Source organism: Paenibacillus sp. FSL M8-0142 (assembly GCF_038597315.1).
Classification (GTDB): Bacteria; Bacillota; Bacilli; order Paenibacillales; family Paenibacillaceae; genus Paenibacillus_AQ; species Paenibacillus_AQ lactis.
Genome location: NZ_CP152008.1, coordinates 1,237,576 through 1,259,589, shown reverse-complemented (window position 1 = coordinate 1,259,589; position 22,014 = coordinate 1,237,576). Strand labels below are relative to the sequence as shown.

Genomic DNA, 22,014 nt, shown 5'->3' with positions numbered 1-22,014 from the left:
GCATTCTGGGGATTACGACAGGAACCGGCGCCGGATATCCGGCGTCGGTATCATGCATGCCTCGGAGCGGCCGAACCAGCGGTAACGGTTCTTGGCCACGATGCGGTACGCACGGTCCCGGATGGGGCGAGGCACGATAATCATCGCATAGGCCAGCGGCCACGGAAAGCGGAGCCGCCGGGCAATGCGCAGCGCCCCCTGCGACCGGGTGTAGTACTTTCCTTTTTCGATCAGCACCATCGTATCCCCGCCATCCGGCGTCAGTCCTCCCTGCTCCAGCAGTGACTGCCCGATCTCCGATTGGAGCGACGCGAACCGGAAATGGCCGGCTGGATCCCGCTGGATAATAAATCGGGTCAAGCCTTGGCACAAGTGACACACCCCGTCAATCAACACGATAGCGTATTCTTCGTTATCCTTGCTCGGCTTTTTCATAATCAACCTGCCCTCCTTTGGTTACGATGCGACACTCGAAAACTCGCCCAATAAGAAAAAACGCAGGAAAATTCCCGCGCTTCATCATAAGTCGCCTTATTCAGATTCGACCGCTTTGTTCAACCACTCGCCGTCTCTCATCTGCTGATCGAAATCATCTGAAAATCTATCCATGCATTTACAAATGAAATCCTTGCGGCATACCGGGCATGGCACTTTCCCAAGCCGGCTCAGCGCCGTCATCTTCCATTCAGGAAACCGGTTGTAGAACACGCGGCAATCCGTTCCGTCAGCCAAATGGATAATGAATTCGTACAACCCTTCCTTCTCATTGCTCCCAGCTTTGGTTACATCTGTAATCTGCGGTTTGTATGGCATGTCATCACCCGTTTATATTGATTTGTAATTGCTTATGACTGGTTGTACTTTCTGGTACTTAGTCATATTAAAGAATTTTAAAGGCGATGTCAACCGAAGAACACATCAAGGATCGAGCCGATTTGGCCGCGCTTTTTCCCCTCCAAAATATCCGGATTAAACACTTCCACATACCCGCAATGGGTGCAGGATACAAATAAAAAATGATTGTGCTGAATATCGAACAGCTTGCTGAGCCCCGCTCCCGACATGGATACTTCCTTCGTCTCGCAATGCGTCCCGCGGCATTTGCTGCAGACAAACCGTTCAGCGATCATCTCTTCAATACGCATAGTATGCGCTCCTTTCATGCTGCCTTTTCATAAAGGAATACGGGAGAGTATGGAAGAAGTTCCATATTGTTGTGCCATAAAAAAGGGGATTATCCCGCATGGAGGACAATCCCCTTCTATTTCAATCGTCAGACTACGTTAAGCTCCACATCGATGTTGCCTCGCGTCGCTTTGGAATACGGACAGAAAGCATGCGCCTTTTTGGCAAGCTCCTCGGCCTGGCTCCGCTCGATTCCCGGCATCTCAATCTTCAGCTTCACGGCCAGCTTAAAGCCGTCGTCCGCCTCATCCTTGCCGATCATCACCTGGGAATGGATGGTCACGTCTTTGAGCGTTACCCCTTCCTTGCGGGCGATATTCGCCAGCGCGCTTTCGTAGCAAGCCCCGTATCCCGCCGCGAACAATTGCTCCGGATTGGTTCCTTCCCCTCCGGGCCCGCCAAGCTCCTTCGGCATGCTAAGCATATGATGAAGAGCCCCGTCGGACGACTGGATCGAGCCCTCGCGTCCACCAACAACCTTCACATCAGCCGTGTACAATGGTTTCATAACTCGCCTCACTCCTTCATGCCCTATTATGAACGCTACATTAAGACTTTAAACTTGTGGCACGAATTGAAACGGTAAGTAAAGGCTTTGTCATCACAGCAAAGAGTCAGACCGGGTGCCCGAAACAACAAAAAAAGCTGATGTCCAAGCTTAGCTTGAACAACAGCTTCTAATGCTGATTCAATCATAATGCGGTAGAGAGGACTCGAACCTCCACGGGTATACACCCACTACCCCCTCAAGATAGCGTGTCTGCCATTCCACCACTACCGCATATAATAAAGAAGTTCTTCTGCAGAACATTCCCTATTATATAGCCATAAACCACAATTGTAAAGATCCAATTATTACCTGTGAACCATAGCCTTGACGCTAAGTCTTCTCGTTTCGCTTATCCCTTCGGTAAGCTGAAAACTCAAGATACTCCCGGATGAACTCCTTCTCGCGCTCTTCGAGACCCGACAGCGCGGATAGCGCCGTTTCCGCCTCATATTCCTCTCTCGTTTCATTCACCCGGGTGGAGGGCTTGCCCTTCCCGATAATCAACCAGTCCAGGCTAACGGAGAAAAATGCTGCAATTTCAATTAATTTATTCGTACTCGGCGTTGTTTTCCCTCGCTTCCAGTCACCAAAATTCCCTGTGCTGATCCCGAGGGTTTCACAGAACGCCTTCTTCGTCATACCCCGGCTTTCTATCAGATGTTCGATTCGTTGGTAAATAGACTGCATCAAACAACCGCCTTCCTGATTCTCTTTCCAAAGAAAATAACTTATTTACGTATTTTACTCTTGCAAAAGCACTTAAAAACGTGTATAATCTAACTATGTTGCCTAAATTATACCATAGGACCCATGGATCGTTGTACCTTTTACCCATGAGTCTATTTCGTAAGAGGAGCGAACCCTTTTGCCCTACGATACCATGAGCACAGCTTGGAACTATGCCGTCCATGCATTGAACAGGGGCTTAATGATCATTACGCCCGACGGCATGATCGATAAGATAAACGATCCGCTTGTAACGATGTCCGTAAGATATGGTGTCTCGCCTGAATTTCAATGGCAAGGGGCATCATTTTTTGATATTATGCCCTGGTGCTTTGGGGAGGTCGATTTTGGCTGCTTGGATGGTGAACATTATTTATCCTCGGTCAGAGCCGTTCTGGAAGGCAGCCAGCCGGATTGCGTCCTGGAGTATTCGGTCTCCAGGAACCGTAAAGTATTCTGGGTGCTATGCGAGGTACAGCCGCTGTCCGTAAGCAGCGACAATTTCATTCACGGCGCCGTCCTTTCCTTTACCGACATTACAAAGTATAAGCAGCGGCAAATCCTGCTTGAGCAGACGATTGCCCGCAGCCTTCCGCTCCCGGAGCACATCCCCATCTGCGCCGTATGCAAGCATGTCAGCCAGGAAGAGACTTGGGAACCGGTGGAAAGCTATCTTGAGAGCCGCCTTCCCATCGAATTCACGCATGATATTTGTCCCGAATGCATCCGCAGGCTCTATCCGAAATATTCCTCCGCGCTGGACGATGACCCTACCGGAGAAACGGAGGAATAACCACGCTCATCGTTCCCCTCGCTTTTCGTACATTCGCCATTCCCGGAGTTCGCCACCCTGGCGGCCTGCAGCCTATGCGGGCGGATTCAAATACGAGCACATTATAAAAAGCAGTATAGGATCCATCGGGTCCCATACTGCTTTTGTTTTGTTATAACTGGTTATATCTGCATTGCTTCCTATTATGAACTGATCAGACGGAGAAGCGGGCTTACCAGGGACGGCAGCACGGATACATGGCCCTCCCCTTCGATTTCATGAAGCTCGGCGTGCAGCAAATGCCGGTGCTCTCGCAGCTTTGCATACAAATCCCTTGCGTCTTGGACCATGGCGGGCTTTTCTTCGGTACCGACAAAAATGTTCAGCTCCCGCTGCAAGTCGAACGGCTGAAGGAATGGCTTGGAGACCTCCCATGTCTTATACAGCACATGCTGCTTCCACCAGACTGATGGGCTCGCTGCAATATACCGCCGAAAGATGTGGGGCCTCGTGAACAGCGCATAGAGCACAAAGAAACCGCCCAAAGAATGGCCGAACACCGACTGCTTCTCGGGATTCACCGGATATCGCGACGCAATGCGGGGGATCAGCTGAAGCTCGATAAAATCCAGGAAGTCTTCGGCGCCGCCGGTTTCCGGCCACGGCATTCCGTTCGGACGGACGGGGAGCTCGTGTGCCGCTGCAGGCACGGTATAATCGTAAAACCGCTCATCCGTCACGATCGGACTGTCGCTGTCGTAGCCGATCCCGACGATGATGGAAGGCGTTATGCCGCGCGGTGTACGGGATTGCAGCCTCACCGCCTCCGCCAGCGTCCCGAAGGATGCGTTGGCATCAAGCGAATACAGTACCGGATAGCCGCACTCAGGCGGCGGTCCCATCGGCTCGGCCACGGATATTCGGTATACGCGCCCAGTCGACTCCGACTGCATGCTCCATGTAACCGTGCCTGATATGCGATAAGCGGGCCCAGCCGTCTCCGGGATGCCGCGTATTCCTTCCGCCGCAACGGCTTGTCCCGCTGTGCTTGCATCATGCTCCGCTGCTGCCCGGGACTTCTCAGCCCCCCTGCCATCTTCGGCAAACAGCCACGATACGGCATCCGGGAATCTTCTGGACATAAAAATCGGATCATGGGTTCCATCCGGGTCCACGTGTAGCCTAACCCTGGAATCCGCTCCTTCTTCCCCCGTCCAAATGCGGTATGCCTCCAGATTGCTCGGGGTCATGAACTGCTGGATTCCTTGCTTATACGCACCTTCGTATTGACCGACCGACATATAGACCCGGAGGCCCGGCGGCAGCTTCTCATGGCCACGGATGAACTCCATGGCGCCTTCGTACCATAATGATGCCGATAGCATGCCGATCCGTCCGAACGTATCCGGCCGCCAATACCCTGCGAACATGGAGATCAGCCCGCCGAACGAGGCGCCGACGATCCCCGTATGCTCCGCCTCCGGCAGCGTCCGGTAACGTTCGTCAATGTAAGGCTTGATGCGATCGGCGACCTCATCGACGTACTCTCTTCCCCGTCCTCCAAAAGGAGGACGGCCTTCAAGCAGCGACTTCGCCGGCCATGGCGTATATTCATCGTTCCGGTTCTCCGTCGCGATCCCGACCAGGATCAGCTCTCCGAGCCTTCCGTCCTTGAACAGATGCTCTAAATAATTCAGGCAATCCATGAAGGAATCGCCGCCGTCCTGAACATAAGCTACAGGATAGCAGCGGTCCGAATGGTGATAAGAGGGGGGCAAATACAGGGTTAGTTCTCGGTCCAAGGCCGAAAGCTTCTGATATCGGTTCATAGTTCCTCCCCGGATGATCAAGATTTTCTCATGCGAAACAATAAATAAACGAAATAAGGAACGCCGATCACCGAGACGACGATGCCTGCGGCAAGCTCTGCGGGAGCAAAGATCGTTCGTCCGATGAGATCCCCGATCATGACGATCGCCATGCCGACAAGGCCGCTGACCGGCAGCATATACCGATGCTTCAGCCCGACAAGCTGTCTGGCCAAGTGCGGAGCGATCAGGCCGACAAAGCCGATGCTGCCCGATACGGCGACGCTTGCGCTAACCAATCCGATGCTGCAGAGCAGAAGAGCCCTTTTCTCGCGTTCCACCGATACGCCAACGCTTTTCACGCTCTCCTCGCTGAGCTGGAACAGATCGAGCACATGGGCACGGCTCCAAATAATCACCGGCAGAACGAGCAGCCAGGGAATCATCGTCACCACGAACTTCCAGTTGGCGCTGTGAAGGCTTCCTGCCAGCCAGGCAACCGCCATTTCGTAGTCCTTGGGATTCATTTTGAGCGAAAAATACATCGTCACCGCCCCGAAACCGGAAGCTATTGCAATCCCGACCAGAATGAGCCGCTGCGGATCGAGCCTCCCACCTTCCCTTGCAAACATATAGATGGCTCCGGTAGCGGCCAAACCGCCCGCCACGCCGAACATCGGCATCATCATGACGCCGGCCCAGCCTGTCATCGTCAGCTGTCCCTGGAAAAGGAACATGAACAGCACAACCGCCATGCCTGCTCCGGCATTGATGCCGAGGATGCCCGGATCCGCAAGTCCGTTGCGGGTAACGCCTTGTATGACTCCCCCTGCTGTGCCGAGCGCGAAGCCGACCAGCGCGCCAAGGACGATTCGCGGCAGCCGGAATTCGAAGACGACGAGATCGAATTCGTGGCTTGAATCGATCCGCAGCAGCGTACGTACGACTTCCGCGACGGACATATCAAACGTTCCGCTCGTCAAGCTGAAATAAAAGGCGGCCAGCACCAGTACAATCCCTGCGCCGAACACGAGGCCGAATCGGCCGGTAGCATTACGCACGCTGTGCCCCTCCCCTCGTTTTGATCAAGTACAGGAAGAAGGGAACGCCGATGATGGACGTGATCACGCCGACCGGCGTCTCGAAGGGGTAATTGACGAAGCGCGCCAGAATATCGCACAGAGCCAGAAACAACCCGCCAAGCACCCCGGAAACGGGAACGATCCAGCGATAATCCGAGCCGGACAAATATCTCGCAATATGGGGGATAATCAACCCGACAAAAGCCACTTTCCCCGCAAGCGCAACCGACACGCCGGTCAGAATGACAACCGCCAGCATCGCCAAGGCTTTAATGATCCATGGCCGCACGCCAAGTCCTTTAGCCGTATCGTCTCCGAGCGAAAGGAGGGTAACCGATTTGGAAAGCGTTAAGGCAAGCCCCAATCCGGCCACCGCGAAGGGGATGCTCAGCTCGATCAGCTCCGGATCCATCGCATGCAGCCGGGCATTGTACCAGAAGCTGACCGTCTGTGAGATTTGAAAATAAGCCGCAATCGCCTCCGCCGTACCGCTGAGAAACGTTCCGATGACGGTGCCGAGTATGGCGAGCTGAACCGGACGCATGCCGCCCGGTATAAGCCACGCCAAGCCGAACACGACGGCGGCCCCGATCGCGGAGCCGACAAGCGAGCTGGCGATATACAGGCCGGAGGAGGCGTTCGGCATCAGCACCATAAACAGCGTGACCGCGAACACAGAGCCGTCCGACACCCCCATAATCGAAGGGGAGGCAAGATAGTTCCTCGTCATGCCCTGCATCAGCGCTCCCGATATCGCAAGAAAAGCGCCGATCAGCATGGCGCCGATGACCCTGGGGAGCCGGGAGCTCCGAATAATCTGATGATCCACGCTCTTCGGATCGAAGGCAAAGATGGAATCCCAGACGGTATCCATCGTAATATTTTTGGCCCCATACAGGATGGAAGCCCCCATCAACAATAAGCATACTGCCGGAGCCATCACCAGGATGACAGCCGGCAGCGATTTCTTGAATCCCATGAACAACAATCCTTATCCGTTTATGCCGTGATTTTATTTCGTCAGATGCTCCACAGCCGCTTTCAGAAACTCGATCTTGCTGTACGCCGTTCCCCCTTGAGCAAGCGGATCCACGACGTTCACGAAGGCCTTGCCGTTCTTGAAGGCGTTCAAATTGCTCATGATCGGATCGTTCTGCAGCTCCTCCAGCGCATTCGGCGTATCTTTGTTCTCGTCAGGAGAGAACTGAATAAATACATAATCCGGGTTCATTTCGGCGAATTTCTCTTTCGAGATCAGCTCCTGCGCCTCTGCAGCCGCCACCTCTGCCGGTACCGCTATCCCCAACTCCTCATACAACACCGGGTTGAAAAATACGCCAGCCGGATAAATATACATCTCTCCCGCACGAACTCGGAGCGCAACCACCTTTTTGTCCTTCAAGCTATCGCCCAAGGACGCCTTGGCCGCCTCCAGATCCGCTTGATATTGGCTGATGGCCTGCTCGGCCTGCTCCTCTTTTCCGCTTAGCTCCCCAAGCAATCTCAGATTCGCTTCCCAGTTGGTCGACACATGGGAATACGGAATCGTCGGCGCGATTTTATTCAACTGCTCGACGACCTCCGGCTTGAATTTCGTCGAACCGAGGATCACGTCCGGTTTCAGGGACAGAATAGTCTCAAAGTTCGGCTCCGTTTTCTCGCCGATCGACTGCGCATTTTTCGTTATCGATTGAAACATTGGGGGAAACTCGCCGGAGAACGAGATAGCCCCAACCGGATTCACATCCAGCACGATGGAATCCTCCATTGCCTCGACCGCGCCTGTAATAACGATCCGCTCGGTGTTTGCCGGAAGCGTGTACTCCTGATCCAAGTATTTGACAACCTTCGTATCGGACGATGCCGGAGCCGCTTCTTCTTTCTCTTTTGTTGCGGCGTCCGTATTCGCTGCTCCCGCAGCTTCCGAACCGCCGGTTGCCGCCGTACCTGCATCCTCCGATTTATTCGTTCCGCCGCCGCAAGCGGACAGCACGAGGGCTGCCGTAAGCAACAGACCCAAAATCCATTTCGTTCTGTTCATCTCTCTCCTGCTTCCCCTTTCACATCTCCATCATTGATAATGATTATCATTATTGATTATGTTAAGGGATAGCGATCCATTTCGCCATGGACGAAATTCGGATTGCCCATGGATCATTTCCGGATAAGGCCATTTTTCGTAAAGAGTCTGCCGACTTCCTCCGCCATTCGTTCCATCGCGACAGGAGAATACTCACGCCATGGAAAAGAAGGCAGCTGGTGCACACGCCCCTCCCTTACGGCAGGAATCATCAGCCACTCCGGCGACGCCTGCAGCTGCTTCCAAAAAGCAAGCGTCTCCGAATCCTGACGAACAAGGAGCAGGATATGATCCGCTTCGCATTCCTTGATCGCCGTTACGCTCAATTCCTCAAGACCCTGACGGTCAGCTTCAAGGAGGGACTCAAGCGCCGGCTGCAATTTCAGACGATCGTACAATAATTCCTTCATGCCGGGATGACTGTAAGCCGTAAGCTCGCGCTGATGGATGCGAAGCGTCAGGACCGTCTTCTCCTCACTCGGAAGATTCTCAATTGCGCTGCAGCAATTCACCGTCTTCTCCTGATACGATTCGATCCAGCTGTCCGCTTCCGGCCTCCTGCCCAGCTTGTCCGCTAAAGCAAGCAGTTGAACACGCCATCCCTCCTGGTCCCCCGGCATCACGTATACAGGCGCAATCTGTTCAAGCAGCTCCCGCTCCCAAAGCTCAACCTCCTGTGCGCATATAATCAGCTCCGGGCTTGCTGTGGCCAGCCTTTCCAGATTCGCGGATTTGTTATGGTTCTGTCTGTAAGCGTCAAGATGCACGGGGATTTCAGAGCCGAGCGCATGATAATAGTAAGGGGACCACTTGGGGTGGACCGGCGCGGCATAAGGGACGAATTGCAGCGGCATCGCATACCCGAGGAGCGAGGTCGAGCCGTACAAAGCGATTTTGTTTTTTCGTTTTTTCCTGTATTCGGATGGAGAGAGTCCGAAGCTTTTCTTGAACTTGCGGCTAAAATAGAACTCATCCTTATATCCCACCTGATGCGCAACCTCCCGAAGCAAAGGCTCGGACCGCAATAGCAGCAGCTTCGCCTTATTCATGCGGATGCCTGATAGATAATCCATCGGGGTGTGGCCATAGGTGTTCTTGAACACTTCGGCAAAATATTTCGGACTAAAGCCCGCCAGATCTGCCAATTGATCCAGCGACAGCTCTTCGTCATAATGCTCATGCATATAGTCTTTGGCCCGCTCCAGCGCCTGCCGCTTACCCTCGGATTGACCGGAAACGGATTCCGTAATCATCGTGTACAGCAGCTCCTGAAAGTCAAGCTGTACCCGCCACTTCTTCATCCAGTCTCCGCTGTGAAAATATTCATACAGCGAGCCGCAGGAGCTGTATAGCGATTCCGGCAGGCCGGCTTCGCAAAACTCTCCGCAAGGAATCATCACGGAGTCATCCGCCTCGCGAAGGCGTCCGCTCCCCGGCAGCCCTTCATAGAATCCAAAATAAAGAATGGCGATGACAGCATGCGCCTGCTTCTTCTTCTCTTCACGACCGGCCTTGGTCAGACAGAAGGTAGAACCTGCCCGGCAGATCTTAACGCTGCCTTTGCGCATATGCAGGCTCTGCTCCCCCGTATGGAGGAATGCTTCCCCTCCCATCTGCAGAATCAGTGCCGATTGCATCGTAAGCTGATAATCGAGCGGCAAATCCTGCTCCCGGAATATTTCAATATTCCACAACCAGGCCGTCAGGCCCCCAAATTCCTTATTTCCGTTCAGTACCTGGCTATTCCCGGCCACATCCATATGTAAAAAACCCCTATCATAAATGAGAATGGTTATCATTATCATATATTCACATAAGGATCCTTGTCCAGAGAATTTCGTTCAAATTATGTATGCCGATTTCAATTCGATGCCGCCTTATCTTATTCACCTCCTATAAGGCTCATTGCATGAGCGGTATCTGGAAATGAGCTGTCTCATCCTATAGACAAAAATAAAGCAGCTGCGTATCCAGTATGGATTCGCAGCTGCCTCGGTTGTTAAATGTCGATTTGCAGGTTTATCTACGCGGTCCCGCATGCATGGAGCATTTGGCGGGTCTTTGGAATGGGCGCTAGCACCAAACCTAACGGCTGCTAAGCCTGCCTTTTCCAATCGATTCGGCGATAATGTTAGTCACCGCGGCGCTGGCGGGCTCTTGCCTCGCCGCCTTTGCGTCCTGCTTCCTCACGGCTCATCTTGCCGTCATTGCCGTCGTTGTCATTTCGGGCTTGTCCACCCTTCTGCCCGATCTCCTGGTAGAACTCACGGTCATGGGAATCGGAGGTTGCTTCGCCGCCTTTGCGTCCGATCTCCTCATAGAACTCTCGTCCATGAGACTCCGCGGTGGCTTCGCCGCCCTTCTGGCCAATTTCTTGGTAGAACTCCTTGTCATGGGATTCGGCAGTGGCTTCGCCGCCCTTTTTCCCGATCTCCTGATAAAACTCCTTATCATGAGACTCCGCAGTGGCTTCGCCGCCTTTGCGTCCAATCTCTTGATAGAACTCTTTGTCATGATTATTTGCTGTAGCTTCCCCACCTAAACGTCCTGCTTCTTCACGGCTCATCTTACCATTATTGTTGTTAGCCATTCTGAATCACTCCTTATAGGTTTTTAGAAGTTGTACTCGTCTACGGTATGATATTAACCTCTTCTGCAAATATGAAACATTATCTCTTGCGTATAAGTGTAATAAAAAGTCGGGTGCATCCGCCGCATAAAGTTCATAAATACGAAAGAAACCCTGCACTGTACCGTGCAGGGTTTCTCATTTCCATTCATGTATGCGGTAGAGAGGACTCGAACCTCCACGGGTATACACCCACTACCCCCTCAAGATAGCGTGTCTGCCATTCCACCACTACCGCATAATATAAAGATGAAGCGAATCGATCACTTTATCGAAAAAACTGGTGAGCCATGAAGGACTCGAACCTTCGACACCCTGATTAAAAGTCAGGTGCTCTACCAACTGAGCTAATGGCTCTCGATGACAATCATGCAGCTGCCATAAAGACTTCCCAACCATCCGGATTATGATCCGTGATGCGATGATGAAAGTGGTGACCCGTAGGGGATTCGAACCCCTGTTACCTCCGTGAAAGGGAGGTGTCTTAACCCCTTGACCAACGGGCCACTTTAAGCACGTCGCCGTGACGACAAGATTGAGTATAGCATAAATTCAAAAAAGATGACAAGCCCTTTTTTTCATTTTTTTATATTTTTTTTGCAGACACCATAAAAGGCCATTAACCCAGCCATTTCACCTGGAGTTCATGCTCTTTCACCGTATCCCCGGATCGCTCTACGCGGTATGCTTTCGCGTCGGGCCTCGAAATGACGACACCGTGCAGGCGCCCGTCGATGAAATGCAATGCGGCTCCATCGTCTGCGGCATAACCAGGCCGAACCTCTCCTTGAAGGATCAGGTCATGGTAAGCGGGCCTCCGCTTGCTCTCTCCGTCATAATGCGGGCAATGGCTCCCCGCGAGCAAACCAAGGCCGTTCAGTTTATACAGCGGGCCGTTTAGCGGATCGGTAACGCCTTCTTCAAACCAGCAGATCGACCCTGCGCTGAGTCCGGTTAAAACGGCTCCACGCTCATAGGCTTCCTGCAGGATTCGATCAAGGCCCCACTCTTTCCACAGCACCAGCATGTTTCGGGTATTGCCGCCTCCAACATAAAGGATGTCCTGCTCAAGCACATAGGTTCTCAGATCTGTGAAATTGGGCTGGAACAAGGATAAGTGGCACGGCGTGCAGGGCAGCGAACGAAATGCAGTATAGAACCGCTCCACATAGTTGTCCGCATCTCCGCTCGCCGTCGGAATAAAGCATACCTTCGGTGACTCTTTCGGAGCTTGCGCCAGTACATACCGGTCAAGCAGCAGGTTGTCCGGCTCCATGGAGAACCCCCCGCCGCCCATGGCAATTATCTGTTTCATCTCTTCTCCCTCCAGATGTCTATTTCCCTGATACTGCGGAATGACCTGCCCAATTAGTTGGTTGTTCGCTATCCATACAATAAAGCTTCCGGTCCATATCATCCCTACGCAAGAAAGCCCCCGGTCACTGATGTGACGGGAGCTTCCCATGGTGTGTATCTGAACGGAGAGAGAGGGATTCGAACCCTCGCACCGCTTACGCAGTCTAACCCCTTAGCAGAGGGTCCCCTTATAGCCACTTGGGTATCTCTCCATGAAATGGCTCCCCGAACAGGACTCGAACCTGTGACAACTCGATTAACAGTCGAGTGCTCTACCAACTGAGCTATCGGGGAACGTCAAGTCGATTAGCTAGTAATAATTTATCATGACTTCTTGGGGGAGTCAAGCTGTAGAAGCGTCAGACGTCCGCTGCAGCGACCGCACCGGTAACGCGCCGGGTTCATTTTGCGCTTACGCAAATATTCGGTTCCGCATGCCCCGCATCGCAGCTTGTATCGATAAGGCTCCGGCTTCCTGCCCGCCGGCTTTGCCGCCGGCAGCGACTTGCAAAACCGGCTGCCTCCCACCGCCTGCAGCAGCTGTTTAAAGTCGGGATCCCGGTGACGGTAGCCCCTCCCCGCCAGGTGAAGATGGTAATGGCACAGCTCGTGCTTAATGATCTTCTCCACCTCTTCCGGTCCATTCGCGGCCAACTGGTGAGGGTTGATTTCGATGTGATGGCTTTTCAGAAAATACCGGCCCCCGGTGGAGGATAAACGGCGGTTAAACGTTGCTTTATGCCTAAAGGGTACCCCGAAGCTCTTCAACGAGACGCTTTCAACCCAGGCCTGCAGTTCCTCGTTGCTCATTTCCTTCATGGTTCCTGCCTGTTCCTTTCCTAGGCTTGTAAATGCTACTTGAATTTTAACTTCCCTCTGGGCTACACTGTCAAGTAGAAAGTCATGGAGGGAGAACCTGCGAACATGCCAACGATGCGTTACGTAATCCTACAGCGGCAGCATGAGCTGGAATTTGTGGAAATGCCCAGCGACTATGCGTATCAGCTCAGCGCGCTGAACCTGCGCCTGAATAAAGAGATCGACAAACTGACCGCTCCCGGCAAGCCGCGGCTGCCGATTGCCATAGCCGAATGTGACAGCCTGGATTTGCTTCAGGAATCCATGAGCATCCTGAACGGACTGGAGTACATAAATGAACTTGAGCAATCCTTTGCTTCCCTGAATGAGAGTGAATATCCGCTCATTGCGTTGCTGACCGAAATCCGTGCACTTCAAGCTCAGCTTGAGCAGTGGTATGAGGAAGAAGGGCAATAAATCCATGTAGACCTGCACGCTTTGGGCCTTTTCCCCATATGCTATCCATACAGATGGAATTAGCAAGAGGAGGAGATACCCTTGCCGCAATGGCTCTGCAATCAATTGACGCGCGCCTTCCGCAAAAAGGACAGACGTCAGATCAAGCTGCTGAACGAATGCTGGTTCTTTTACCGGAACTCCCCGGGCGAGAAATCGAATGTCAGATAAGACGCGCCGCTCATGATCAATAACCAAGGTATGTATGACCAACAAGCCGGACATTATTCGTCCGGCTTGTTTTTGCATGCATGGATAATAGCTGTCCTCGTCGCTTCTTGAACAGCGGCTACGAGAAATGGCGCTTGGCCGGCCACGAGCCCTGCATCTTCCGCAGCATAATCAACTGTCCGATATGGTAGGCGTCATGGGTAATTAAGCTAACAAATCGCTGCGGAGATTCCTCAAGCTCCTCCTCCGGCAGCTGCTCGATCTTACGTCTTAACGCTGCATGAACGTCCTTCAGCTGCTCTTGAGCCAACCGCCATGCTTCCTCGCTCCGCTCATGAACGATGAAGGTCTCATCATTATCCGCCGCCTCATGGCGCAGCGTTGTCCCTTCAAGCCGGGCAAGCAGCCGCTGTTTGTAATACAGCAGATGCAGCACGTTCTCCCAAATGGAGTTGACCGGGCTCCCTTCAGGCTTCCACAACGCTTGCTCCGCTGTCACATCCTTTAATGCATCGAGCGCAGGCGGGTACCAATCCTCCTGATCCATCACATAATCCCAATTCTGAAGCAGCACGTCCCGTAAACTCATCCTCATCGCCCTCCCCATGATATTAGCGATCAAAGCATGTAACTATCAAATGATGTTTAGACCGTTACAACCAACTTATCATACCTTCACTCTATTTTCAAGTAACTGGCAAATCTCATGTTTGATTGTTACAATAGGAAGCAACCAAGAAAGGATGTATCACCATGCTATGGGATGATTTTTTGAATAGCGAGTGGCGCGACTGGCGGGGCAGCGGCCGCTCTGAGGATCGGCTGGAACGTAAGGATTGGGTAGAGGAGCTGATCCGCAATCACCGCCTCCGCGTGTCCGCGTTGCCGACCGCTCAAGAGATGGATAAGCTTCGATCGTTCCGCTCCTTTCTTCTGGGTGTTGTACGGTCCATCGCAACTGGAGAAGCCCTGCACGAGAGCCAGGCCAAGGAGCTGAACCGCTGGATGGAAGGCGGTCCGCTCGTCCGGCGGCTTCATGCCGGCATGGATGGACGGATGGCGATCGGCTACAGGCCGCTCGAATCCGGATGGCAAGGCGCCATTGCCGAAATTGCAGGCTCCTTCGCCGTTACGCTGGCGGAAGGCGAAGCCTCCCGCATTCGGATCTGCACCAATCCGGACTGCCTGTGGGTCTATTACGACGATACCCGCAACCGCTCCAAGCGCTACTGTGACGAGAAGGCGTGCGGCAATCTGATGAAGGTTCGGCGTTTCCGCGCGAAAAAGAAACAAGACGGCCCGAGCGACAAGCAGGACGAGCCGAAGTAACTCGAAGCATAAGCTTAACCGGGACGCCGAGGGCACCCAGAACGGCAAGCACAAGCTTATCCGGAATACCAAGGCCGCCCAGAAACAGCTCGAAGCACAAAGCTTATCTGGAATACCGAGGCCACCAGAGCGACTTGAAGACAAGCTTATCCAGAGTACCGAGGCCACCCGGAACGACTCGAAGACAAGCTTATCCGATGCACCGAGGCCATCCTTGCCGATTAATACTTATGCTGCGTAGGCACAAGCCAATGCTCTTTTGGCCTAGAATTCGCTGGATTCTACTAGTTGTCCGCGTTTCCCCAAAGGCTTCCTATTTGGACAAATAAACCGAAAGACTGGCAGCCTGAGAACAACACATTACGATTTCGCCCCGATTTCGATTAGGCTTTTCCTTGAACCTACGCACCCCAAAAAAGAGGCGTATCCCCATAACAGGAGATACGCCTCTTACCTCGACGTCAGTTCCATTTCCGCCGTATTAATTACTGATCCTTCGGCTTTCGCATCGTCAGTCCGACGCGGCCTTTCTTCAAATCCACATTCAGCACCCAGACCGTCACGTTGTCACCGACCGAAACGACATCCATCGGATGCTTGACATATCCATCGCTAAGCTGGGAAATATGAACGAGGCCGTCGCTTTTGATGCCGATATCGACAAAAGCGCCGAAATCGATCACGTTGCGAACCGTGCCTTGAAGCTCCATTCCCGGCACCAGGTCCTCGATCTTCAGAACATCGTGCCGGAAGATCGGCTGCGGCAGCTCCTCCCGCGGATCCCGTCCAGGACGCTGCAAGCTGTCCAGGATATCACGAAGGGTCGGCACCCCGACATCCAGCTTCACCGCGAGCTGTTCGGGCTGCTGGGCATCCAGCAGCTCGGCCAGCTCCTTGCTGCCGAGCTTGTCCAGCCCTACCTGGAGCTCCTGGAACAGCCGGTCCACCACCGGATACGATTCCGGATGGATCGGCGTCCGGTCCAGAATGTTCTCGCCGTCAGAAATTCGCATGAAGCCCACGCATTGCTCGAACGTCTTGGCTCCAAGGCGAGGCACCTTCTGCAGCTGCTTGCGGCTCACGAATTTCCCGTTCTCCTCGCGGTATTTCACGATATTCTTCGCAATCGTGGCATTGATACCCGATACATAAGAGAGCAGCGAAGGGGAGGCCGTATTCACGTCCACGCCGACATGGTTAACCGCCGACTCGACGACCGCCTTCAAGCTTTCCTCCAGATGCTTCTGCGTCACGTCATGCTGATACTGCCCGACGCCGATCGATTTCGGATCGATCTTCACCAGCTCGGCCAGCGGGTCCTGAACCCGTCTTGCAATCGAAGCCGCGCTGCGTTCCGCCACATCCAGTTCCGGGAATTCCTCCTGCGCCAGCTTGGAGGCGGAATAGACGCTGGCTCCGGCCTCGTTCACGATCAGGTAAGCAAGCTCAGGATCTCCGATGTCTGCGATCACGTCTTCGGCGACGAACTGCTCCGTCTCGCGTGAAGCTGTACCGTTGCCGATGACGATGAGCTTAATGCCATACTTGGCAATCAGCTCCTTGAATTTCGCGGCAGCCTCCCGCTTCTTGTTGTTCGGCGGCGTCGGATACGTAACCGCCACCTCCAGCAGCTTGCCGGTCTCGTCAACGACGGCCAGCTTGCAGCCCGTCCGGTAGGCCGGATCCACGCCCAGCACACAGCGCCCCTTCACCGGCGGTTGCAGCAGCAGGCTGCGCAGGTTGCCGGCGAAGATCGAGATGGCCTGGTTCTCCCCCTTCTCGGTGAGCTCCCCGCGCACCTCGCGCTCGATCGACGGCGCGATCAGGCGCTTGTAGGAATCCTCAATGACGGCCGTTAAGATATCGGTGACAACAGATGTGCCCTTCAGCACCTGCTTGCCGATATAAGCATGAATGGACTCATATGGAACCTCGAGCCCGACCTTTAGTATATTCTCACGCTCTCCCCGATTAATGGCCAGAATCCGATGCGGCGGCATTTTCTTCGCCAATTCCCGGTAGCTGTAATAATTCTCGTACACCGATTCCGCTTCCGCATCCTTGGCTTCCGAGGTCAGAATGCCGTGGTCCAAGCTGAAGCGCCGTACCCAAGCGCGAATCTTGGCATCGTCCGCAATGTTTTCGGCCAAAATATCCATGGCGCCTTGAAGCGCCTCCTCCGGAGAAGCCACTCCTTTTTCCTCGTTGACATATTTTGCAGCCTCGGCCAGGGCATCGCCCTGCTTCGGCTGGGACCAGATCCATTCCGATAACGGCCCAAGGCCTTTCTCCTTCGCCACGCTGGCCCGGGTCTTGCGCTTTTGCTTATAAGGGCGATACAGATCTTCTACTTCCTGAAGCTTGACGGCGGCTATAATCGATGCCTTCAGCTCTTCGGTCAGCTTGCCCTGCTCCTCAATAATGCGAATAACTTCCCGCTTTCGGACCTCGAGATTGCGCAAATAGCCTGTCCGTTCCTCGATGCTACGCAATTGGTTCTCATCCAGCTCGCCCGTCATTTCCTTACGGTATCGCGCAATAAACGGTATCGTATTGCCTTCATCCAGAAGCTCTACGGTCGTACGCACCTGTTTCTCGGACAATTGCAGCTCCCTGGAGATCTGCTTAATGATCCGTTTCAGCTCTTCTTTTCGAATTTGTTCCTCATTCGCTTCCATTACGGCTTCCAAATCAGACAATGATATCCCTCTTTCTTTCTTCAACGTAACTTGTACAGCTATTATCCCAAATCTCCGCTGGCATTTCCACCTTACGTCCGTAAAGCAGGCAGCTTTAAGCTTCGTTTCATGTCTTTTTCATCTGTTTTTAAGATTCGCTTTATATTCTATAAATACCTTAACGATCAATTAGCATTTGAGGCAGCTTTAGCGGACAGATCTTCCGATCGCTGCCAAGGCTAAGGGTATACCCCGTGCTCATGAAGCGTCGTCCGGGTCATGCTTGAAATAATCCAAAGGGCGGCAGGACTCCCCCGCGATATACCGGACTCGCCCAACTTCAACCACATGTAGGAGGACATCACGATGAAGATCAACGAAGCATGGACATGGTCCTTAATATGCCTGTTGTTTATTGCAGCCGCTGTTACCACCGCCTATTTTCTCATACCGGCGCCCGGGGCATAATCTTTAAGCCTTGCCCTGCCAAAAGCCATGAGCTATAACCTCTAAGCCTCACCCAGCCAAAAGCCATGAGCTGTAACCTCTAAGACTCACCCAGCCAAAAGCCATGAGCTGCATGTCTTTTGCTCCTGCTAAGGGGTCTGACCTGCGCCCGGCATCGCGCTCCTGCTCCTGGCTTGTCTCTGTCGCCGGGGCCCTCAACAACGACACGTCATGAACGATACATATGCTTTACCCGGTTACTCAACGCGCCGCAAAAAACCTCAAGGACACTCCCCTTGAGGTTTTTTGCACATACCTATATGATCTAAACGCATATATTTGTTCGGTTCGCTAGAAATCGATCAAGCCCAGACTGATCTGCAAGGAATCATCCACCTTGCTCATCATTTCGTCGTCAAGATGGGTGATTTTATCGGTTAGCCGTTGCTTGTCAATCGTACGAATCTGCTCTAGCAAGATAACGGAATCCCGGTCAAATCCATGCGACGCCGCGTCGATTTCGACATGGGTCGGCAGCTTGGCTTTTTGAATTTGTGCCGTAATGGCTGCAACAATTACCGTCGGACTAAACCGGTTGCCGATATCGTTCTGAATGACAAGGACCGGCCTTACGCCTCCCTGCTCCGAACCGACAACGGGTGATAAATCCGCAAAAAATACGTCGCCCCGTTTAACGATCACTGTCTACACCCCGCTTACTAAGCGGTCTAGAGTGTTGTCTGCATCTTCCTCCGCGTGAAACGCCTCAGAAGCCATGGTTAGGTTAATCTTGGCCATTTCCATATAACCTCGTTGCATGGATTCGCGAATATATCGCTTCTTCCGTTCATTCAGGTACAACTTCATGGCTTGCCTAATAAGCTCACTGCGGTTGGAATTCTCCAGCTGCGCGATCCCGTCCACTTCCTGCAAAAGATGATCCGGTAAACTGATCATGATTCGTTTGGTGTTCTGCATATTGGCCACCTTCTATTACACCCCCACAACCTTCTCGCCCTGTGCACCAGTATTACATTATTCAAGGAAATTTATACAAAAGAATATATATGCCGAAGGTATATCATGTATGCTGCATATCATTATAAACTACAATCGACACATTCGTACAGACTTTAGCGACATATTCATCATTCGCCAAAGACCGTCCAGATTCCTCCTGCTGTCTTCCTTGATTTAAAATACACATGCGGCGTCTTTTATTCAAGGGGTGGTCCAAAGCGGGTTCAGCGTCTTTACGGGTATATCATCCCGTATATACCGGCGCGGCACCCGATGGGCAATCATGCAGACGACTTCATAGTGGATCGTTCCCAGCTTGGCAGCCAGCTCATCTGCCGTAATGCACTCGCCAGACTGCTGGCCGATGAGTACAACCTCTTCACCAGCTTGAATTTGTGCCGACTCTTCGGCAAATGGTTTGAGCGATACCATGCATTGGTCCATACAGATATTTCCGACAACAGGGACGCGGCGGCCGCGTATCAGCACCTCTGCCTTGCCGCTCAGCATCCGGGAAAAGCCGTCTGCGTAGCCGATCGGAAGCGTACCGATCGTCTCCGTTTGCTCGGTGACATATTTCGAGCCATAGCTGATTCCGGAATGCGGAGGGAGATTTTTGACAAAGACCAGCCTGGTCTTTAACGTCATGACAGGGTGAAGGCTCACCGCTCTTCGATTCACTTCCTCCGAGGGATACAGTCCATACAAGCTGATGCCGACACGCACCATATTGTAGGACAGCTCGGGTGTATCGATGGCGGCGGCGCTATTACCCGTATGTATGATCGGGATATGTCTGCCTCTATCCCGCAGCGCGTCCGCTACGCCCTTGAAACGGCGGTACTGTTCCAATGTATAGTCTTTGTTGTTTTCATCTGCTCTTGCAAAATGGGTAAACATTCCTTCGACAATGACCTGCGGCAGCGAGAACGCCTCTTCGATAAACGCAAGGGCATGCTCGCCGGGAAGCAGGCCCAGACGACCCATCCCGCTGTCGATCTTGATGTGTACCTTAAGCGGCTTATCCGGCTCCGCAGGCAGCGCTTGGATCGCTTGGAGCACTTCTGTACTGAACAGGGTGATCGTTACGTCATGCCGGCGCGCCACCTCCACGCCTTCCGGCGGTGTATAGCCGAGCACGAGGATCGGCAGCGTGATCCCGGCCTGACGCAGCTCGAGCGCCTCATCGAGAAACGCAACGCTCAAGTAGTCCGCACCCAGCTGCTGAAGCTCGCGCGCCACCTCCACGGCCCCGTGTCCGTACGCATTCGCCTTCACGCATGCAAGCAGCAGCATGTCTGTAGGCAGCGCTTCACGAAAGGCGTTGTAGTTGGCGCGCAGATAATCCAAGTTGATGTCCGCCAGGGTAGGTCGATATATCGCTTGCAATTCCAGTCACCTTCTTACCATTTTGAAAAAGCTGTAGGCTAATAATAGATTAATGGTAATGTTCCCGAAGGCAACTGTCAATTGACACCTCCTGCCCATTTTTCGTCCATGGCTGGTACCATGAAACGCATAGCATGGAGATCCCTTGGTAAATCAGCAGCAAAACATATCGCAGCCTGCCTCAAAGGTCCTTTATTTGGAAAAAGAGGCGAATGGCCTCATTGTCGGAATGTTCCTTCCGCCAAGCTTGGTATCCGCCTTCATCGTATTATTTACCCGATTGTCCCTGCATGGAAGCAGCGATTTTCTTCATCTCCTCGACGGGGAGATTGGCGCTCGTCAGTCTATATTCGACCCCATCCGTGCTCCAAGTCAGCGTTCGCTGCTGGTCGCCGGTCAGCAGTCCAACCGTCGTAAAGTCAATGTACACCGCTTCGCCCGGCACAAGCGATACGACACGGTCCTTCGGTCTGGATTCCATAATCGTGTACTGGTATACCCCGTCATATTTCAGAATCACCGCATGGTCTTCGCTATTCGGCACTTCCATCGTATCCTTTTCCGTTACACCGGCAGGCACATATTCCGGATAGACGATGCCGAAGGACCCCATGTCTTTGCCCGTGGCCGTCTCCGTCAATCCTTCAGGTGCATTCGCATTGCCGTTCTCGGTACCGGAAGCGATCGGGAGCCCGTTCTCGTCCACTTCGGCCAGCATGCCTTGGGTTTCGCCCATCGCGGAGAGGTTCCGGCTCGTGTCAAAGGATTCCTTCGTCAAGTTCGTATCGAACGTGAAGTTATTGAATTTCACTTCAACGACTACGTTCGCTTCCGAATCGGAAACTTGAACCTGCTTCGGCGAATAATTGTCCTTCGCAAGCCAGATCTTCTGCCGGATCAGCGAATGACTGTGATAATTCGCCGCGACGTCAAATACATAGCTGTCCTTATCCTCGGCAAACTGGCGGGTGTTATCGTTCAGGATGCTGCTGAGCAGCGTCTGATACAGATATACCTGCCCTTGGTTATCCGGCCAATCGCTCTTGAAGCGGAAGCTTTTGTTCAAGCTTGGCGTCAGAATAAATACGCCGTCATCGTTGCGGAGCACGATTTGCTTAATGTCCTTCTCCCCGTTGGCCAAGCTGATCCGATAATAAGATGGAGACTGGTACCATACCTCAACTTGATACTCCTGCGGCGTCGTACCGGTATGTATGGTCATGACGCCCGCTCCCTGGTAAGCGCCCTTTGCACTTTCCAGCTTATCTGCCACCTTGTTCAGATCCTTCACAACGCTGTCCGCATTTTTCTTCCCGCATCCCGCCAGTATCGTTGCCATGCATAATACGACAGCGAGCAGCACCCATGAAATCCGGCGCATGTCATCATCCCCTTCAATACATGTTTTGACTTGATTGATACATGTCTATGAGGGACTTGTTCACATTATGCAGACTAGCCTGACAAGCATGAATGCG

General features: G+C 53.0%; 23 protein-coding genes and 6 tRNA genes. 4 read left to right on the top strand and 25 right to left on the bottom strand.

The genetic code is table 11. The features are described from left to right. Positions 1-12 precede the first annotated feature (12 nt). The 6 genes from NSQ46_RS05935 to NSQ46_RS05910 form a co-directional block, all read right to left on the bottom strand. Positions 13-435 (bottom strand): thiol-disulfide oxidoreductase DCC family protein, encoded by a 423-nt coding sequence (locus NSQ46_RS05935; protein WP_251535569.1) that lies wholly within the window; start codon positions 433-435, stop codon positions 13-15. Positions 436-531: 96 nt separating this feature from the next. After that, positions 532-813 (bottom strand): hypothetical protein, encoded by a 282-nt coding sequence (locus tag NSQ46_RS05930; protein WP_028406504.1) that lies wholly within the window; start codon positions 811-813, stop codon positions 532-534. Positions 814-902: 89 nt separating this feature from the next. Next, positions 903-1,145: a zinc ribbon domain-containing protein gene (locus tag NSQ46_RS05925; RefSeq protein WP_007132397.1), complete on the bottom strand. Its 243-nt coding sequence runs from the start codon at positions 1,143-1,145 to the stop codon at positions 903-905. Positions 1,146-1,273: 128 nt separating this feature from the next. Then, entirely contained in the window at positions 1,274-1,693 is a 420-nt protein-coding gene (locus NSQ46_RS05920; RefSeq protein ID WP_007132396.1) for an organic hydroperoxide resistance protein, read from the bottom strand. A gap of 190 nt (positions 1,694-1,883) precedes the next feature. Then, positions 1,884-1,966, bottom strand: a tRNA-Leu gene (locus NSQ46_RS05915). A gap of 99 nt (positions 1,967-2,065) precedes the next feature. Beyond that, positions 2,066-2,422, bottom strand: a complete 357-nt coding sequence (locus NSQ46_RS05910; RefSeq protein WP_007132395.1) for a helix-turn-helix transcriptional regulator — start codon at positions 2,420-2,422, stop codon at positions 2,066-2,068. A gap of 178 nt (positions 2,423-2,600) precedes the next feature. Here NSQ46_RS05910 and NSQ46_RS05905 point away from each other — a divergent pair, with 178 nt between their 5' ends. Next, positions 2,601-3,254 carry a PAS domain-containing protein gene (locus NSQ46_RS05905; RefSeq protein ID WP_342576471.1) on the top strand — a complete coding sequence of 218 codons (654 nt, stop codon included), beginning with the start codon at positions 2,601-2,603 and terminating at the stop codon, positions 3,252-3,254. A gap of 182 nt (positions 3,255-3,436) precedes the next feature. Here the strand turns inward: NSQ46_RS05905 and NSQ46_RS05900 are convergent, their stop codons facing one another. The 13 genes from NSQ46_RS05900 to NSQ46_RS05840 form a co-directional block, all read right to left on the bottom strand. Continuing rightward, entirely contained in the window at positions 3,437-5,062 is a 1,626-nt protein-coding gene (locus tag NSQ46_RS05900; RefSeq protein WP_342576470.1) for an alpha/beta hydrolase-fold protein, read from the bottom strand. Between the two features lie 17 nt (positions 5,063-5,079). Then, positions 5,080-6,102 (bottom strand): iron ABC transporter permease, encoded by a 1,023-nt coding sequence (locus tag NSQ46_RS05895; RefSeq protein WP_342576469.1) that lies wholly within the window; start codon positions 6,100-6,102, stop codon positions 5,080-5,082. After that, a complete protein-coding gene (locus tag NSQ46_RS05890; RefSeq protein ID WP_007132391.1) occupies positions 6,095-7,102 on the bottom strand; it encodes an iron ABC transporter permease in 1,008 nt (335 codons plus the stop codon). The genes NSQ46_RS05895 and NSQ46_RS05890 overlap by 8 nt, the downstream gene beginning before the upstream one ends. Before the next feature lie 33 nt (positions 7,103-7,135). Continuing rightward, a complete protein-coding gene (locus tag NSQ46_RS05885) occupies positions 7,136-8,164 on the bottom strand; it encodes an ABC transporter substrate-binding protein (RefSeq protein WP_342576468.1) in 1,029 nt (342 codons plus the stop codon). Positions 8,165-8,277: 113 nt separating this feature from the next. Next, the gene (locus NSQ46_RS05880) at positions 8,278-9,963 is read right to left on the bottom strand and encodes an AraC family transcriptional regulator (protein ID WP_342576467.1); all 1,686 of its coding nucleotides are present in this window, start codon (positions 9,961-9,963) and stop codon (positions 8,278-8,280) included. Positions 9,964-10,334: 371 nt separating this feature from the next. After that, on the bottom strand, positions 10,335-10,793 hold the full coding sequence (locus NSQ46_RS05875; protein ID WP_007132388.1) for a general stress protein: 459 nt from the start codon (positions 10,791-10,793) through the stop codon (positions 10,335-10,337). A 194-nt stretch (positions 10,794-10,987) separates the two neighbouring features. Continuing rightward, positions 10,988-11,070: transfer RNA gene (locus NSQ46_RS05870), tRNA-Leu, on the bottom strand. Between the two features lie 43 nt (positions 11,071-11,113). After that, positions 11,114-11,189 (bottom strand) — tRNA-Lys (locus tag NSQ46_RS05865). A gap of 74 nt (positions 11,190-11,263) precedes the next feature. Further along, positions 11,264-11,338: transfer RNA gene (locus NSQ46_RS05860), tRNA-Glu, on the bottom strand. A 113-nt stretch (positions 11,339-11,451) separates the two neighbouring features. Continuing rightward, complete coding sequence (locus tag NSQ46_RS05855) at positions 11,452-12,147, bottom strand: peptidase E (RefSeq protein ID WP_342576466.1); 696 nt, start codon at positions 12,145-12,147, stop codon at positions 11,452-11,454. A gap of 164 nt (positions 12,148-12,311) precedes the next feature. Beyond that, positions 12,312-12,400: transfer RNA gene (locus NSQ46_RS05850), tRNA-Ser, on the bottom strand. Between the two features lie 6 nt (positions 12,401-12,406). Next, positions 12,407-12,482 (bottom strand) — tRNA-Asn (locus NSQ46_RS05845). Between the two features lie 30 nt (positions 12,483-12,512). After that, positions 12,513-12,998, bottom strand: a complete 486-nt coding sequence (locus NSQ46_RS05840) for a SprT family protein (RefSeq protein ID WP_007132386.1) — start codon at positions 12,996-12,998, stop codon at positions 12,513-12,515. A gap of 114 nt (positions 12,999-13,112) precedes the next feature. On the opposite strand from NSQ46_RS05840, the gene NSQ46_RS05835 reads away from it, so the two are divergent. Then, on the top strand, positions 13,113-13,463 hold the full coding sequence (locus tag NSQ46_RS05835) for a hydrolase/acyltransferase (protein WP_342576465.1): 351 nt from the start codon (positions 13,113-13,115) through the stop codon (positions 13,461-13,463). An 81-nt stretch (positions 13,464-13,544) separates the two neighbouring features. Continuing rightward, complete coding sequence (gene cmpA, locus NSQ46_RS05830) at positions 13,545-13,673, top strand: cortex morphogenetic protein CmpA (protein WP_007132384.1); 129 nt, start codon at positions 13,545-13,547, stop codon at positions 13,671-13,673. Between the two features lie 118 nt (positions 13,674-13,791). On the opposite strand, the gene NSQ46_RS05825 is transcribed toward cmpA, so the two are convergent. Further along, positions 13,792-14,262: a DinB family protein gene (locus tag NSQ46_RS05825; RefSeq protein ID WP_007132383.1), complete on the bottom strand. Its 471-nt coding sequence runs from the start codon at positions 14,260-14,262 to the stop codon at positions 13,792-13,794. Between the two features lie 164 nt (positions 14,263-14,426). Between NSQ46_RS05825 and NSQ46_RS05820 the strand changes: the two genes are divergently transcribed. Further along, complete coding sequence (locus NSQ46_RS05820; RefSeq protein WP_342576464.1) at positions 14,427-15,002, top strand: CGNR zinc finger domain-containing protein; 576 nt, start codon at positions 14,427-14,429, stop codon at positions 15,000-15,002. A 485-nt stretch (positions 15,003-15,487) separates the two neighbouring features. On the opposite strand, the gene NSQ46_RS05815 is transcribed toward NSQ46_RS05820, so the two are convergent. The 5 genes from NSQ46_RS05815 to NSQ46_RS05795 form a co-directional block, all read right to left on the bottom strand. After that, complete coding sequence (locus NSQ46_RS05815) at positions 15,488-17,680, bottom strand: Tex family protein (RefSeq protein ID WP_342576977.1); 2,193 nt, start codon at positions 17,678-17,680, stop codon at positions 15,488-15,490. Positions 17,681-18,478: 798 nt separating this feature from the next. Then, positions 18,479-18,829, bottom strand: a complete 351-nt coding sequence (locus NSQ46_RS05810; protein WP_006212388.1) for a type II toxin-antitoxin system PemK/MazF family toxin — start codon at positions 18,827-18,829, stop codon at positions 18,479-18,481. A gap of 3 nt (positions 18,830-18,832) precedes the next feature. Next, positions 18,833-19,114: a ribbon-helix-helix protein, CopG family gene (locus tag NSQ46_RS05805; protein WP_028406492.1), complete on the bottom strand. Its 282-nt coding sequence runs from the start codon at positions 19,112-19,114 to the stop codon at positions 18,833-18,835. Positions 19,115-19,348: 234 nt separating this feature from the next. Further along, a complete protein-coding gene (gene alr / locus NSQ46_RS05800; RefSeq protein WP_342576463.1) occupies positions 19,349-20,536 on the bottom strand; it encodes an alanine racemase in 1,188 nt (395 codons plus the stop codon). 268 nt (positions 20,537-20,804) lie between these two features. Continuing rightward, a complete protein-coding gene (locus NSQ46_RS05795) occupies positions 20,805-21,917 on the bottom strand; it encodes an outer membrane lipoprotein-sorting protein (protein ID WP_007132379.1) in 1,113 nt (370 codons plus the stop codon). Between the last annotated feature and the right edge of the window lie 97 nt (positions 21,918-22,014).

Coding starts and splice junctions, on each gene's coding strand:
- NSQ46_RS05935 (WP_251535569.1), bottom strand. CDS start 435: ATGAAAAAGCCGAGCAAGGATAACGAAGAATACGCTATCGTGTTGATT.
- NSQ46_RS05920 (WP_007132396.1), bottom strand. CDS start 1,693: ATGAAACCATTGTACACGGCTGATGTGAAGGTTGTTGGTGGACGCGAG.
- NSQ46_RS05855 (WP_342576466.1), bottom strand. CDS start 12,147: ATGAAACAGATAATTGCCATGGGCGGCGGGGGGTTCTCCATGGAGCCG.
- NSQ46_RS05840 (WP_007132386.1), bottom strand. CDS start 12,998: ATGAGCAACGAGGAACTGCAGGCCTGGGTTGAAAGCGTCTCGTTGAAG.
- NSQ46_RS05885 (WP_342576468.1), bottom strand. CDS start 8,164: ATGAACAGAACGAAATGGATTTTGGGTCTGTTGCTTACGGCAGCCCTC.
- NSQ46_RS05880 (WP_342576467.1), bottom strand. CDS start 9,963: ATGGATGTGGCCGGGAATAGCCAGGTACTGAACGGAAATAAGGAATTT.
- NSQ46_RS05825 (WP_007132383.1), bottom strand. CDS start 14,262: ATGAGTTTACGGGACGTGCTGCTTCAGAATTGGGATTATGTGATGGAT.
- NSQ46_RS05795 (WP_007132379.1), bottom strand. CDS start 21,917: ATGCGCCGGATTTCATGGGTGCTGCTCGCTGTCGTATTATGCATGGCA.
- NSQ46_RS05820 (WP_342576464.1), top strand. CDS start 14,427: ATGCTATGGGATGATTTTTTGAATAGCGAGTGGCGCGACTGGCGGGGC.
- NSQ46_RS05910 (WP_007132395.1), bottom strand. CDS start 2,422: ATGCAGTCTATTTACCAACGAATCGAACATCTGATAGAAAGCCGGGGT.
- NSQ46_RS05890 (WP_007132391.1), bottom strand. CDS start 7,102: ATGGGATTCAAGAAATCGCTGCCGGCTGTCATCCTGGTGATGGCTCCG.
- NSQ46_RS05900 (WP_342576470.1), bottom strand. CDS start 5,062: ATGAACCGATATCAGAAGCTTTCGGCCTTGGACCGAGAACTAACCCTG.
- NSQ46_RS05815 (WP_342576977.1), bottom strand. CDS start 17,680: ATGGAAGCGAATGAGGAACAAATTCGAAAAGAAGAGCTGAAACGGATC.
- NSQ46_RS05930 (WP_028406504.1), bottom strand. CDS start 813: ATGCCATACAAACCGCAGATTACAGATGTAACCAAAGCTGGGAGCAAT.
- NSQ46_RS05835 (WP_342576465.1), top strand. CDS start 13,113: ATGCCAACGATGCGTTACGTAATCCTACAGCGGCAGCATGAGCTGGAA.
- NSQ46_RS05925 (WP_007132397.1), bottom strand. CDS start 1,145: ATGCGTATTGAAGAGATGATCGCTGAACGGTTTGTCTGCAGCAAATGC.
- NSQ46_RS05875 (WP_007132388.1), bottom strand. CDS start 10,793: ATGGCTAACAACAATAATGGTAAGATGAGCCGTGAAGAAGCAGGACGT.